Consider the following 14,555-nt stretch of genomic DNA (forward strand, 5'->3'; position numbering starts at 1 on the left):
ACGACCTTCGGGTTATGAGCCCGACGAGCTACCAGGCTGCTCCACCCCGCGTCCGTGGATGCGCACTATACTCCGCTGACATTTCGATGCAACCCTTTTTGTAACAAAACCGCTGATTTTGGCTCTCCCAGGCTAAATATCTCGCCAGGTGCGCAATTTTTAGACGTTATGGCGATATTGGGCTGAGTGCGCATTTCATTAGCCGGAACGGTTTGCTATCTTCGCCTGCACGGCGCGGTAATCTGAGACTCAAGAATGAAAGGACGTTGGACAAAATTTTTACTCACAGGGGCGATGGTCGTAGTACTCGCCTCCTGTTCATCAAAACCGACCGATCGCGGTCAGCAATATAAAGACGGCAAATTAAACCAGCCGTTCTCTCTGGTTAACCAGCCCGACGCCATGGGCGCGCCGATTAACGCAGGGGATTACGCCCAGCAGGTTACGGAAATTCGTAATGCGTCGCCGCGCCTGTATAACAACCAGAGCAACGTCTACTCGGCGGTTCAGCAATGGCTGCGTTCCGGCGGCGATACGCGCACCATGCGCCAGTTCGGCCTTGATGCCTGGCAGATGGAAGGCGCGGATAACTACGGCAACGTCCAGTTTACCGGCTACTACACGCCGGTTATCCAGGCGCGACATACCCGCCAGGGCGAATTCCAGTACCCGATTTACCGCATGCCGCCGAAGCGCGGCGGGCGCTTGCCTTCACGTGCAGAGATTTACGCGGGCGCGCTGAGCGAATCCTATGTGCTGGCGTACAGTAACTCCCTGATGGATAACTTCATTATGGACGTGCAGGGCAGCGGCTATATCGATTTCGGTGATGGCAGCCCACTGACGTTCTTCAGCTATGCGGGAAAAAATGGTCATGGTTACTACGCCATTGGCAAAGTGCTGATCGACCGCGGCGAAGTGAAGAAAGAAGACATGTCGATGCAGGCGATTCGCCACTGGGGTGAAACTCACAGCGAAGCAGAAGTGCGCGAACTGTTAGAGAACAACCCCTCATTCGTATTCTTTAAACCGCAAAGCTATTCACCGGTGAAAGGCGCCAGCGCCGTGCCGCTGATTGGCCGCGCATCGGTGGCCTCCGATCGTTCCATCATTCCGGCGGGCACGACACTGCTGGCGGAAGTCCCGTTGCTGGACAACAACGGCAAGTTCAACGGACAATATGAACTGCGCGTGATGGTAGCGCTGGATGTCGGCGGGGCAATTAAAGGCCAGCACTTCGACATTTACCAGGGTATCGGCGCTGACGCCGGGCATCGCGCGGGTTGGTATAATCACTATGGCCGCGTCTGGGTGCTGAAAGCCGCACCGGGCACGGGCAACGTATTTAACGGTTAATCCTTTCTTATGGCGGGTCTCAGACCCGCCTTCTGGTTCTGAGGTTTTCATGGCTGTGGTAATGACGGACGCCTGGCGTAGCCGCTTTGGCGGCACGGCGCGTTTATATGGTCAACAGGCGCTGCAACTGTTTGCGGACGCGCATATCTGCGTGGTGGGTATCGGCGGTGTAGGCTCGTGGGCGGCGGAAGCGCTGGCGCGTACCGGTATTGGCGCCATCACGCTGATCGATATGGACGATGTCTGCGTCACAAACACCAACCGGCAAATCCACGCGTTGCGCGATAATGTCGGCCTGGCGAAAGCGGAAGTGATGGCGGAGCGTCTGCGGCAGATCAACCCGGAATGCCGCGTCACCGTGGTTGATGACTTCGTGACGGCGGATAACGTTGCCGCGCTGCTTGGCCAGGGCTTTAGCTATGTGATTGATGCCATCGACAGCGTACGGCCAAAAGCGGCGTTAATTGCTTATTGCCGCCGTAATAAAATCCCGCTGGTGACCACCGGCGGAGCGGGCGGGCAGATCGACCCGACGCAAATTCAGGTAACCGACCTGGCGAAAACCATTCAGGACCCGCTGGCGGCAAAACTGCGCGAACGACTGAAAAGCGATTTTGGCGTGGTGAAAAACAGTAAAGGTAAGCTGGGCGTGGATTGCGTGTTCTCAACCGAAGCGCTGGTTTATCCGCAGGCGGACGGGTCGGTTTGTGCGGCGAAAAGCACGGCTGAAGGGCCGAAGCGGATGGATTGTGCCTCCGGCTTTGGCGCGGCGACCATGGTCACGGCGACCTTTGGGTTTGTCGCCGTGTCCCATGCGCTAAAGAAAATGCTCGCTAAAGCGGCGCGCACCGCGTAAGGGCTACGCTTCCCGCGCCGCCTGCACCACCGCATTCGCCAGGGCGTCTAATCCCTGGCTGCGGGAAGCGCTAATCTGGGCGCGTAAACCTAACATATCGAACAGCGCCAGCGGATCCTGGCGGGTCAGTTGCTCCGGCGTTTTACCTTCAATCGCCGTCAGCAGGATCGCCAGCAGGCCGCGAACTATCCTGCCTTCGCTGTCACCATAGAAATGCAGCGTGCCGTCGGCCTGGCGGGTATGCCCTAACCAGACGCGGTTTTCACATCCGGCAATCTCGATATTTTCTTGTTTCAAATCCGCAGGCAGCGGCGGCAGCTGTTTGCCCAGTAAAATCAACTGGCGATACTTCTCTTCCCACTGGTTGAGCGGCGCAAACTGCTGGCGCAGCGTCTCTTCCGTGATCGAGGTGCCGAACGGGTGCCCGGCCAGAAATGTACTTGTCATTTAATCCACCAAAAGTTCCAGCGCCTGGTCCACAGCGGCAACCAGCGCGTCTACATCCTGACGGGTATTATAGGGCGCAAATGAGGCGCGCAGCGTACCGCTGACGCCAAGCTCCGCCAGCAACGGCTGGGCACAGTGTTGCCCGGCGCGCAGCGCGATGCCGGATTGCGCCAGCAGCGTGACCATGTCGCTATGGTGAACACCTGCAAAATCAAAGGCTAACAGGCTGGAGTCCTGACAGCGGAAACTGCGAAAACCAGGACGCTTAGCCAGCGCGTCTTCCGCCAGCGTTGCCAGCCCGCGGCTGTAATTTTCTGACTCCACGACATCTACCGTCGCCAGCCATTCCAGCACCGCGCTTAGCCCCATCACGCCCGCCACGTTCGGCGTACCGGCTTCAAAGCGCCAGGGGGCAGGCTTAGGTGTAAAGCCCTCGAACGACACCTCAGTGAGCATTTTTCCGCCGCCGAGCCAGGGTTCCATACCGTTTAGTAAGGCGGTTTTGCCGTATAGCACACCAATGCCGGTTGGGCCGTAAAGCTTGTGACCGGAGAAGGCATAAAAATCGATATCCAGCGCCTGGACATTGGCCGGGCAATGCACCACGCCCTGCGCGCCGTCCACCATCACAACCGCCCCTGCCGAATGAGCGATATCAACGGCTTTTGCCAGATCCGGGCAACCGCCCGTGACGTTGGACATTTGCCCCAGCGCCAGAATGCGGGTGCGTGGCGTGATTAACGCCGCCAGGCCGTCGACGTCCGGTACATAGCGGGCATTAAGCGGCAACTTGACGACTCGCGCCCCGGTTTGCTGCGCCACCATCAGCCACGGCACCAGATTGGCGTGGTGCTCGGCAACGCTGACGATAATTTCATCGCCCGGCTTGAGGCGCGGGCGCGCATAACACTGGGCGACAATATTAATGGCTTCAGTGGTGCCGCGCGTCCAGACGATGTCGTGACTTTGCGGCGCGTTAATCAGCCGGGCGACGCGGTCGCGTGCCGCTTCATACTGCGCGGTCAGGCGCTGGGCGCTGGCGAACTGGCTACGATGAACATTGCCAGCGCTTAGACTATAAAACTGCTGTGCGGCGTCGATGACTGCCTGCGGTTTCAAAGCCGTGGCGGCGCTGTCCAGATACACGCCTGCATCGGCCAGCGCGGGAAAGGCGCTGCGAAAAAGGGTGGGGTTGAATGCTGTCATGGCGATCCTCTCATTTCACCCGATCGTGGCGCATTTCACTGGCTGACACAAGGCGATTGATAATCCTCGGATTAGTCTGTTTATCCAGGCAACCCTGTGAAAGAACGTTATGCTAATTATTGTTTGGCAAATATTTTTGCCTGTTAGTAGATGAGCTTTACAGAGCATGAAACTCTACGAGGAGAAGAATATGAATAAGACAGCCGCAGTAGTATCCGCTTGTGTAATGGCCTTTGCCCTGAGCGCATGTTCAAGCCCGAACTATGTGATGCACACCAACGATGGTCGTTCGATTGTGTCTGAAGGTAAACCGCAGACCGATAAAGAAACCGGTATGATCAAGTACACCGACGCCAACGGCAATAAGCAGCAGATCAACCACAGTGATATCAAAGAAATGGTTGAGCTGGAGCGCTAAGCGTTCATAAACAGTAGATAAAAAAAAGCACCGCAATTTGCGGTGCTACATTAATCACTATGGACAGACAGGGTAAATGTACAGGAAGTGAAAAGGGGTAGTCTCGCTACCGAGGTCTGAATTCCAGACCAATTGCAAACACAACAACACAACATCACAACCGTAAGCCAAAAGCCCTCAGAACTATCGTTCACAACGACCATCCCAATGACTTTTCGTTCCGGCTCAGGAAGTGGCGCCATGATAGGTATTTGCTGGTGCAACCTCAACGGACAATTTATAATGGCTCAGATAAAAAAAACTAATAGGTTAACTCTTGTTTCCTGTTTGTTACTGAGCATTAACATACAAGTCCGGTGACCATGTCAAAGCGATTACCCCCACTAAACGCATTACGCGTATTTGATGCAGCAGCCCGCCATTTAAGCTTTACCAAAGCGGCGGAAGAACTGTTCGTTACCCAGGCGGCAGTGAGCCATCAAATTAAGTCTCTGGAAGACTTTCTCGGATTAAAACTATTTCGTCGACGCAATCGCTCGTTATTGCTCACGGAAGAGGGCCAGAGTTATTTTCTGGACATCAAAGAAATTTTCTCGCAGCTTACCGAAGCGACCCGTAAACTTCAGGCGCGCAGTGCGAAAGGCGCGTTGACGGTTAGCCTGCTACCGAGCTTTGCCATCCACTGGCTGGTGCCTCGTCTTTCCAGTTTTAATATGGCGTATCCCGGCATTGACGTGCGTATCCAGGCGGTCGATCGTCAGGAAGATAAGCTGGCGGACGATGTCGACGTGGCGATTTTCTACGGGCGCGGCAACTGGCCGGGACTGCGGGTTGAAAAACTGTATGCAGAATATCTGCTGCCGGTTTGTTCGCCGATGCTGTTAACCGGTGATAAACCGCTGAAAGTGCCGGAAGATCTGGGCCGCCATACGTTATTGCACGATGCATCGCGCCGCGACTGGCAAACTTATACGCGCCAGCTTGGTCTTACACATATTAACGTGCAGCAGGGACCGATTTTCAGCCACAGCGCCATGGTGCTGCAGGCGGCGATCCACGGCCAGGGCATTGCGTTGGCGAATAACGTGATGGCGCAAACCGAAATCGAAGCCGGGCGTCTGGCTTGCCCGTTTAATGATGTGCTGGTGAGTAAAAACGCGTTTTATCTGGTATGTCATGACAGTCAGGCAGAACTGGGTAAAATAGCGGCCTTTCGCCAATGGATCCTGTCGAAAGCAGCCAGCGAGCAGGAAAAATTCCGTTTTCGCTATGAGCAATAATCAATTTTTTGCGTACAACTGGTACGGATTACTTTAGGGCTAACACATGACCAGCCGATTCATGCTGATTTTTACTGCCGTTAGCGGCTTTATTTTTGTGGCGCTTGGGGCCTTTGGCGCACACGTATTAAGTAAAACCATTGGGCCGATGGAAATGGGATGGATCCAGACCGGCCTGCAATATCAGGCGTTCCATACCCTTGCGATTTTAGGGCTGGCGGTTGCCATGCAGCGCCGTATCAGCATTTGGTTTTACTGGAGCAGCGTGTTTATGGCGCTGGGTACCGTATTGTTCAGCGGCAGTCTGTATTGCCTGGCGCTGTCACATTTGCGCCTGTGGGCGTTTGTTACGCCGGTAGGGGGCGTCAGTTTCCTCGCCGGTTGGATATTGATGTTAATTGGCGCGGTGCGTCTGAAACGAAAAGGCAGTGGGCATGAATAAGGTAATTTTGTATTGCCGCCAGGGTTTTGAGAAAGAGTGTGCGGCGGAGATTACCGATAAAGCGGCTCTCCTGAACGTTTATGGGTTTGCACGCGTTAAAGAGCAATCCGGCTATGTGATTTTTGAATGCTACCAGCCAGAAGAGGCCGATAAACTGGCGCGCGAGCTGCCGTTCAGTTCGCTGATTTTTGCCCGCCAGATGTTTGTTGGCGGTGAACTGCTGCAAAATCTTCCCCCGGAAGACCGTATTACGCCGATTGTCGGCATGTTACAGGGCGTGGTGGAAAAGGGTGGCGATCTGCGCGTGGAAGTAGCCGATACCAACGAAAGCAAAGAACTGATGAAGTTCTGCCGCAAATTCACCGTGCCGCTGCGCGCTGCGCTGCGTGAAGCCAATGTGCTGGCGAAGTTCGAAACCCCGAAGCGCCCGGTGGTGCATGTTTTCTTTATCGCTCCTGGCTGCTGCTACACCGGCTATTCGTATACCAATAACAATTCCCCGTTCTATATGGGCATCCCGCGGCTGAAATTCCCGTCTGATGCGCCAAGCCGCTCAACGTTGAAACTGGAAGAAGCGTTCCACGTGTTTATTCCGGCGGATGAGTGGGACGAACGTCTGGCGAACGGCATGCACGCCGTCGACCTCGGCGCGTGCCCCGGCGGCTGGACCTATCAGCTGGTGAAACGCAATATGTGGGTGGCGTCAGTGGACAACGGCCCGATGGCGCAAAGCCTGATGGATACCGGGCAGGTAACCTGGCTGCGCGAAGACGGTTTCCGCTATCGCCCAAATCGTAACAACATCTCCTGGCTGGTGTGCGATATGGTGGAGAAGCCCGCCAAAGTGTCGGCGCTGATGGCGCAGTGGCTGGTGAACGGCTGGTGCCGCGAGGCGATTTTCAACCTCAAGTTGCCGATGAAAAAGCGCTACGAAGAAGTCTCGCAGAACATCGCGTTTATTCAGGAACAGCTGGATGCTAACAACATCAGCGCCCAGATCCAGGCACGTCAGCTTTATCACGACCGTGAAGAAGTGACCGTTCACGTGCGCCGTATGTGGGCAGCGGTGGGCGGACGCCGTGACGAGCGTTAAGTCACGTTCTCTTGCATTATCACAAAGGGCCTTCGGGCCCTTTGTTGTTTCTGAGGATCAGCGCCTCGTCAGGCGCAGCTGTTGTAAATTGCCGTCCAGTTGTAAATCCGTTTTCAACGTCGAGATGGCGCGGCTCATAAAGGCAGCTTCACGGTGCGCTTCAAGCTTTTTGCGCCATTTCTCCGGTACGCTTTCCAGATTGGCGTAAATGTTTTCCAGCGAGCCGAACTCGCCAATAAGTTGAGTGGCGCTTTTGGGCCCGATACCCGCTACGCCGGGGATTTTTGAACTGCTGATGCCCGCCAGGCCCCAGTAATCCGGCAGCATCTGCGGCGCAACGCCATATTCATTTTCGATAAACGGCGCATCCAGCCAGCGCTTCTGAAAGTAATCGCGGATCTGAATGGCCGGTGACAACAGCTGGCAATAGCCTTTATCGGTGGAAACAATCATCGCCTGGTGCCCGGCGCTGGCGATTTTTACGGCCAAAGTTGCGGCTAGATCGTCCGCCTCATTGCCTGGAGAGTGCCAGCACGCCACGCCGTAGTCGGTAAACGCCCGGCGCAGGGCAGGCATTTCGGCATGCAGATCGTCCGGCATCGGCGCGCGTCCGGCTTTGTAATCCGGGAAAAGTTGATGTCGCCAGCCGCTATCGCGCGCCTCGTCGTCAAACACGGCAACGGCGTGGGTCGGGTTACTGTGTACAATTAACTGCTGAAGCGCATGAACGCAGGTTTCAGCGCAGGGCGAACCCTGCACGGCATGAATGCGACGAATCAGATTGAGTGCGTCAACGATTAACAGTACTGCCATGTATTCCGCCTCCGTGTAAATGTGGGGCTACCCTATCATTTCTCGATAGCATGAACCACAAACGAGGGGAAATCAGGAAGATATGCCGCAAAAACAGCTCCGCCTTCACGGTGGAAGGCGGAGAAGGAAGGATTAATCGCAGGAGACTTTCATCGCCAGGCCGCCGCGTGAGGTTTCGCGGTACTTGGCGTTCATGTCTTTACCTGTTTCGTACATGGTTTCGATGACTTTATCGAGGCAGACGCGCGGCTCGCTGGTGCGGCGCAGCGCCATACGCGCGGCGTTTACCGCTTTAACTGCGGCAATCGCGTTACGCTCGATGCACGGCACCTGGACTTGTCCGGCAACCGGGTCGCAGGTCAGGCCAAGGTTATGTTCCATGCCGATCTCCGCCGCGATGCATACCTGCATCGGACTTGCGCCCAGCAGCTCCGCCAGACCCGCCGCCGCCATGGAGCAGGCTACGCCCACTTCGCCCTGGCAACCCACTTCCGCACCGGAAATGGACGCGTTCATCTTGTAAAGCGAGCCAATAGCGCTGGCAACCAGCAGGTAACGCGCCAGCGAGTTAGCGTTCACTTCGCGGATAAACTTGTCGTAGTACGCCAGCACCGCCGGAACAATGCCGCAGGCACCGTTGGTTGGCGCGGTGACGACGCGTCCGCCAGCGGCGTTCTCTTCGTTGACTGCCAGCGCGAACATGTTGATCCAGTCCACCACCGCCATTGGGTCCATGGTGGTTTTATCACTGCTGACCAGCATACGACGCAGCGCCGCGGCACGGCGTGGTACGCGCAGTTTGCCCGGCAGTACGCCTTCGGTGGTGATGCCGCGCTCAATACCGCCGCGCATCACTTCCCAGACCTGGGTCAGATGGGTTTCGAGCTCCTCTTTGCTGTGCAAAGCGAGTTCGTTTTTCATCATCAGGCCAGAGAGCGACAGGCCGGTTTCGCGGCAATGGCGCTGTAGATCCGCCGCGTTTTTATACGGATAAGGCACTTCAACGGGTGACGCACTGGTCACGCCGAAGTGGTCTTCATCCACAATAAATCCGCCGCCGATAGAGTAATAGGTTTGGCTGTAAACCACCTTGTCACCGGCAAGCGCGGAAATGCGCATCCCGTTTTCGTGCAGGGAAAGGTTATCAGCGTGGAAATTCATGCACTCATCGACCGGGAACTCGACTTCGTGTTCGCCGTTCGCCAGCAGCAGGCGTCCATGGGTATTAACGTCCTGGATAAAACCAGGGATGCTATCGATATCAACTGAGTGCGGCAGGTTGCCCGCCAGACCCATAATGATAGCAATATCAGTGTGGTGCCCTTTGCCCGTCAGGGAAAGTGAACCGTAAACATCAACAACGACACGGGTAACATCACGCAACAATCCTTGTGCGATTAAATCATCCGTAAACTGCTTGCCCGCTTTCATCGGCCCGACAGTATGGGAACTGGAAGGACCGATACCGATTTTGAAAATATCAAAAACACTGATCATGATGCATCCATTGCGTAGTGAGAGGTAAGGGCATGCGCCGCTCTGCGAGCGGCGCGGATGAGGCTATTAGCCGAACAGCGAGTAGAAGATAGCGGAGATGGCAATCAGGCCCATCACAACCACGAATACGTTGCTGATATGGCCGCTGTACTTGCGCATAGCCGGTACTTTCTGGATGGCATACATCGGCATCAGGAACAGGATCATTGCGATGATCGGGCCGCCCAGGGTTTCAATCATGCCCAGGATGCTCGGGTTCAGGGTTGCCACAATCCAGGTGGTAACCAGCATGAACAGTGCAGTGATGCGGTTCAGTTTGTTGATTTCGATAGATTTACCTTTGCCGCGCAGAGATTTAATCACCATACCGTTGAAGCCTTCACGTGCGCCCAGGTAGTGGCCAAGGAAGGATTTGGTGATAGCGATAATCGCAATGATCGGTGCCATCCAGGCGATGATCGGCGCGTTAAAGTGGTTAGCCAGATAAGACAGAATTGAGATGTTCTGCGCTTTTGCTTCCGCCAGGTCAGCCGGGGAGAGGCTCAGTACGCAGCTGAACACGAAGAACATCACCGTCAGCACCATCATGATGTGTGCGAAGGCCAGAATACGTGAACATTTTTTCTCGGCTTCCACGCCGTACTCTTCACGCTTCGCCACAGCGAAGGAGGAGATGATCGGGGAGTGGTTGAAAGAGAACACCATTACCGGGATCGCCAGCCACAGGGTCATCCACAGGCCGTTGCCGGTAGAGGTCGCCGCAGAGCTGAAGGAGAGAGTATCCAGCGCCGCACCGCTCCACTGTGGGATCAGGTAAAGCGCCAGCAGCATCAGTGCTGCGACAAACGGGAACACCAGCACGCTCATCGCTTTCACGATCATCTGCTCACCGAAACGCACGATGGTCATCATGCCGATAATCAGAAGAAGAGAAAGAATCGCACGTGGCGGCGCAGTCATGCCCAACTGGTGGGTAATGAAGCTGTCCACCGTATTGGTAATTGCCACGCTGTATACCAGCAGGATTGGGTAAATCGCGAAGAAGTAGAGCAGGGTAATCAGTTTACCTGCGCCAACGCCGAAGTGTTCTTCAACCACTTCCGTGATGTCTTCGCCCGGGTTTTTGCCTGACAGCACAAAGCGGGTCAGCCCACGGTGTGCAAAGAAGGTCATCGGGAAAGCAATGATCGCCATGATGATTAACGGGATCATGCCGCCGACACCGGCGTTAATAGGTAAGAAAAGAACACCTGCGCCGATTGCTGTGCCGTACAGGCCAAGCATCCACATGGTGTCGGTTTTGCGCCATGAACTGCGCGTCGCGGTTGACGCAATGGTGCTGGTTTGGGTGGTTTCCATCTGTTTCTCCTGGAGGAAGCATAAAAATCAGGCTTTTAGAGACATCCAATGCAAAAGCGCCTGACTGTAAAACGAAATACTGGTAAAGAGGGGATTTTTATAATTTTTTCCCGTAACTATTTTCGGGCGGAAAGATACATTTATGGCGTCAATCTATCAGTGATCGGGATCTCAATTGCCATAATCTACTTTTTATAAGGGTATTTTTTGGGCCTTTGCGCTGATTTTTTACTCCTTTGCCACATTATTGGACGCGAAGCCTAGCATTCGCAGGGTGGCGCAGGATACAGCCGGCGAGAGATATCAGATTTTACTCTGTTAAATTGAGGTTAAACGGGATTTATTAAGGAAAATTCATTAGTTAGGATGATGTTTTTCGCCAGGAACACCAAAGCAATCGTTTCCGTTTTGCCGTCAGGGCGAAAAAAAGGGCGGCTCATGGCCGCCCGGGTATTTTAGATTATGCTAGGTACAGATCTCATAGCAGGGGATATACGCACTGCCCGGCAATTTCATACGGTGCTGCGCGACAAAGCCCTGTAGCAGGTGATCCATCTGCTTCATCATGTGTGCATCGCCATGAATTTTATACGGGCCGTATTGCTCAATCGCGCGAATGCCGTTTTCCTTCACGTTACCCGCAACTATGCCGGAGAAGGCGCGGCGCAGATCCGCCGCCAGCACTTCTGTCGGCTGGTCAGGATAAAGTTTCAGGTTCGCCATGTTGGTGTGGGTCGGTTCAAACGGCACTTGCAGATCCGGCGAGATGCGAATTGACCAGTTAAAGCTGTACGCATCGCCAGTTTCACGACGGTTCTCTTTCACCTGCGGCATCGCTTTTTTCATCTGACGCGCCACTTCCGGTGCATCGTCAATAATGATGCGGTAGTAACGGCGCGCCTGCTCACCCAGGGTACTGACAATAAACTCGTCCAGAACCCGGAAATAATCCGCACTCTGCTTCGGCCCGGTGAGGATCAGCGGGAGTACCTGGTCCTGGTTGTGCGGGTTCATCAGAATGCCCAGTAAATAAAGCAGCTCTTCCGCCGTGCCCACGCCGCCGGGGAAGATGATGATCCCGTGGGCGATACGCACGAACGCTTCCAGACGCTTTTCAATATCCGGCATGATGATCAATTCATTGACCAGCGGGTTCGGCGGTTCCGCCGCGATAATGGATGGCTCGGTCATGCCAATAAAGCGGCCATCTTTATAGCGCTGCTGGGCATGGCCCACCGCCGCGCCTTTCATCGGCGCTTCCATCGCGCCCGGCCCGCAGCCGGTGCAGATATTCAGTTCGCGCAGACCCAATTGGGTGCCGACACGACGGGCATAAAGATACTCGGTTTCGTTGATGGAGTGACCGCCCCAGCACACCACCATATTCGGCGCTTCACCCACGTGAAGGGCACGGGCGTTGCGCAGGATCGAAAACACCATGTTGGTAATATGGGTAGAGTCTTCCAGGTCGAGATGATGAAACCGACCGGCGCTGGTGATTTGCCCGTTAACGAACAAAATATCGCGCAGTACCGCGAACAAGTTGGCCTGCAGCGAGCGGATAATGCGGCCGTCAACGAAAGCCTCATCCGGCGGATTAATGAGCTCGAGCTTCACGCCGCGCTCGCGACGCAGCACGTTAATGTCGAAGTTTTCGAAGCGAGAAAGCAGTTCTTTACTGTTGTCGGTCTGACTACCGGAATTCAGTACGGCCAGTGAACAATTGCGGAAAAGTTGATAAAGGTCGCTGCTGGCCGTGCGTTTAAGCATATCGACTTCCAGCTGCGACAACATATCCATTGAGCCAAGCGGGCTAATATGTGTAATCAAGTGAACTCCTTACGGGCACAACGCGCCGATCCCTGTGATTACAATAGCCCTGCCTGCTCCGGTTTAACAACTCGCTAACGTAAAATGGTGTGTCAAATGCGAGACATATTCCAGTTATTGGCGCACCAGCCGGCCCGTGGCGGGCGTGAAATCGGTATTACTGCGCCAGGGGTTGATATCCAGCCCGCCGCGACGAGTGTAGCGCGCATAGACACTCAGCGTTTGCGGGCGGCAGAATCGCATAATGTCGCTAAATATCCGCTCCACGCACTGTTCGTGGAATTCGTTATGGTGGCGGAAAGAAACCAGGTAACGCAGCAGTTTTTCGCGGTCGATTTGCGGGCCGCGGTAGCGGATTTGCACTGAACCCCAGTCCGGCTGATGAGTTATCAGGCAGTTGGATTTCAGTATATGGCTCACCAGCGTCTCTTCGACCTGTTGTTCCCCGGCTGCGCCTTCTAGATAAGCGGCATCAAATTCATAGCTATCAATGGTGATGGGCTGGTCATCAATACAAATGCCATCGAACGCGGCGACCGCCTGGCCTTCAATGTCATGCAGCCGATAGAGTTGAACTTCGACGTTGCCCTGGGCGCAGTGGCTTAAATCCCGCGCCAGGGTTTGTTGTACCTCATCCCAATTGGTGAAGCGGCTCTGGTTAAAGCTGTTGAGATAGAGTTTGAAACTCTTGGACTCCACCAGATTTACGCTGGTGGAATCAATACTGACGTGACCGACCGCCACTTGCGGTAAGCCGTTACTGTTAAGCCAGGATAGCTCATATAGCGTCCAGATATCCGCACCGTGAAACGGTAAGTTACCACCACTGAGCCCCAGCGGATCGCGGTTTAAACTGCGCGGCACCGGCTGCAACAGGCTGGCGTCATAGATATCCCGGTAATCCGTGGATTTGCCGAGCGTCAGTCCGCTTAACGCCGCGTGGTTTTCATAAGAAGTCATGTGTCACCAAAATAAAGCAGGTACAATATTCGGCCTAGTGTACCGTACCTGGCAAAGAGAGAGAAACGTGGTGGAAAGTGACGTGCAGCAAGCCCTGAAAGCCTTTACCCATCGATTTTGCGATGCGTGGCATGACGTTTATGCGACCTGGCCGCAAAGCGAGGAGCTGTATGGGGTGCCCTCGCCGTGCATCATTTCTACGTTGCAGGATAAGGTTATCTGGCAACCGCAGCCTTTTGAACCTGCCGCCGATCTCAGCGCCGTGGAACGTGCCATGGATATCGTCCTGCAAGCGGATTTCCATCGTTTCTATACTTCGCAATTTGCTGGCGATATGACGGCGCGTTTCGACGGCCAGCCGCTTACCCTGCTGCAAACGTGGAGCGAAGACGATTTTCGTCGCGTCCAGGAACACCTTATTGGACACCTCGTTACTCAGAAGCGTTTAAAGCTCTCCCCCACGCTGTTTATTGCGACGTGTGACGATGAAATGGACGTGATCTCCGTCTGTAATTTAACCGGGGAAGTGGTGCATGAAAAGATAGGCACACGCCAGCGGACCGTGCTTTCACCCACACTCGTCGCGTTCCTTTCGAGCCTTGAACCGCAGGTGTAAGCTTATTTTGCCAATCCGCTTGTGAGATATCTCTTACAAGTTTGTGAGAGATCGCCGCTAACACTTTAGGGTATTTACCTGCGTGTAAAATTTAATTACATATTTATCAGCGTATTGCGCGTTATTTTGTTGGTTTCGAATGAAACTTAACTGCAATTTGTGACCGCCGTTCGCTTGTAAGACGAGTCGTAATAGAGGATTCTATACGTGTCGACAGGACGTCGCGATATGAAGTGTACATCAGGAAGATGTTACTTCTACTGGGAACACACCGGGAAGGTGATTCAGGGAAGGCTTCAGGATGAAGCAAGGATAACGCAAGGCTGCGTTAAAGGACACCTCCAGGAGGGAGAACGAGAGCCGGTCGGGATGTTCGGTGGAT

General features: G+C 54.6%; 14 protein-coding genes. 7 read left to right on the plus strand and 7 right to left on the minus strand.

The window, feature by feature from the left end; translation table 11 throughout:
* Window positions 1–255 precede the first annotated feature (255 nt).
* Together mltA and tcdA are read left to right on the plus strand one after the other, a co-directional pair.
* Window positions 256–1,356, plus strand: coding sequence for a murein transglycosylase A (mltA, locus tag RT120_RS13880; protein ID WP_312983380.1), 1,101 nt, complete (start codon window positions 256–258; stop codon window positions 1,354–1,356).
* Window positions 1,357–1,405: 49 nt separating this feature from the next.
* Entirely contained in the window at window positions 1,406–2,212 is an 807-nt protein-coding gene (gene tcdA, locus RT120_RS13885) for a tRNA cyclic N6-threonylcarbamoyladenosine(37) synthase TcdA (protein WP_312983382.1), read from the plus strand.
* A 3-nt stretch (window positions 2,213–2,215) separates the two neighbouring features.
* On the opposite strand, the gene csdE is transcribed toward tcdA, so the two are convergent.
* Together csdE and csdA are read right to left on the minus strand one after the other, a co-directional pair.
* A complete protein-coding gene (csdE, locus tag RT120_RS13890; RefSeq protein ID WP_312983384.1) occupies window positions 2,216–2,659 on the minus strand; it encodes a cysteine desulfurase sulfur acceptor subunit CsdE in 444 nt (147 codons plus the stop codon).
* Complete coding sequence (gene csdA, locus RT120_RS13895) at window positions 2,660–3,865, minus strand: cysteine desulfurase CsdA (RefSeq protein WP_312983386.1); 1,206 nt, start codon at window positions 3,863–3,865, stop codon at window positions 2,660–2,662.
* Between the two features lie 190 nt (window positions 3,866–4,055).
* On the opposite strand from csdA, the gene RT120_RS13900 reads away from it, so the two are divergent.
* From RT120_RS13900 to rlmM, 4 genes are all read left to right on the plus strand, one after another.
* Window positions 4,056–4,283, plus strand: coding sequence for a YgdI/YgdR family lipoprotein (locus RT120_RS13900; protein ID WP_125295576.1), 228 nt, complete (start codon window positions 4,056–4,058; stop codon window positions 4,281–4,283).
* 362 nt (window positions 4,284–4,645) lie between these two features.
* Window positions 4,646–5,563 (plus strand): glycine cleavage system transcriptional regulator GcvA, encoded by a 918-nt coding sequence (gcvA, locus tag RT120_RS13905; RefSeq protein ID WP_183170085.1) that lies wholly within the window; start codon window positions 4,646–4,648, stop codon window positions 5,561–5,563.
* Between the two features lie 46 nt (window positions 5,564–5,609).
* Complete coding sequence (locus RT120_RS13910; RefSeq protein ID WP_161660265.1) at window positions 5,610–6,005, plus strand: DUF423 domain-containing protein; 396 nt, start codon at window positions 5,610–5,612, stop codon at window positions 6,003–6,005.
* The gene (rlmM, locus tag RT120_RS13915) at window positions 5,998–7,098 is read left to right on the plus strand and encodes a 23S rRNA (cytidine(2498)-2'-O)-methyltransferase RlmM (RefSeq protein ID WP_312983389.1); all 1,101 of its coding nucleotides are present in this window, start codon (window positions 5,998–6,000) and stop codon (window positions 7,096–7,098) included. The genes RT120_RS13910 and rlmM overlap by 8 nt, the downstream gene beginning before the upstream one ends.
* Before the next feature lie 57 nt (window positions 7,099–7,155).
* Here the strand turns inward: rlmM and xni are convergent, their stop codons facing one another.
* The 5 genes from xni to queF form a co-directional block, all read right to left on the minus strand.
* Window positions 7,156–7,911, minus strand: coding sequence for a flap endonuclease Xni (gene xni / locus RT120_RS13920; RefSeq protein WP_312983390.1), 756 nt, complete (start codon window positions 7,909–7,911; stop codon window positions 7,156–7,158).
* 132 nt (window positions 7,912–8,043) lie between these two features.
* Window positions 8,044–9,408, minus strand: coding sequence for an L-serine ammonia-lyase (locus RT120_RS13925; protein ID WP_312983392.1), 1,365 nt, complete (start codon window positions 9,406–9,408; stop codon window positions 8,044–8,046).
* A 66-nt stretch (window positions 9,409–9,474) separates the two neighbouring features.
* Window positions 9,475–10,767, minus strand: coding sequence for an HAAAP family serine/threonine permease (locus RT120_RS13930; RefSeq protein ID WP_312983394.1), 1,293 nt, complete (start codon window positions 10,765–10,767; stop codon window positions 9,475–9,477).
* Between the two features lie 465 nt (window positions 10,768–11,232).
* Window positions 11,233–12,597, minus strand: a complete 1,365-nt coding sequence (gene ppnN, locus RT120_RS13935; RefSeq protein ID WP_312983396.1) for a nucleotide 5'-monophosphate nucleosidase PpnN — start codon at window positions 12,595–12,597, stop codon at window positions 11,233–11,235.
* 114 nt (window positions 12,598–12,711) lie between these two features.
* A complete protein-coding gene (gene queF / locus RT120_RS13940; protein WP_312983399.1) occupies window positions 12,712–13,557 on the minus strand; it encodes an NADPH-dependent 7-cyano-7-deazaguanine reductase QueF in 846 nt (281 codons plus the stop codon).
* 70 nt (window positions 13,558–13,627) lie between these two features.
* On the opposite strand from queF, the gene syd reads away from it, so the two are divergent.
* Complete coding sequence (syd, locus tag RT120_RS13945) at window positions 13,628–14,173, plus strand: SecY-interacting protein (protein ID WP_312983534.1); 546 nt, start codon at window positions 13,628–13,630, stop codon at window positions 14,171–14,173.
* Window positions 14,174–14,555: the final 382 nt, after the last annotated feature.

This window comes from Atlantibacter sp. (genome assembly GCF_032062175.1).
Classification (GTDB): domain Bacteria; phylum Pseudomonadota; class Gammaproteobacteria; order Enterobacterales; family Enterobacteriaceae; genus Atlantibacter.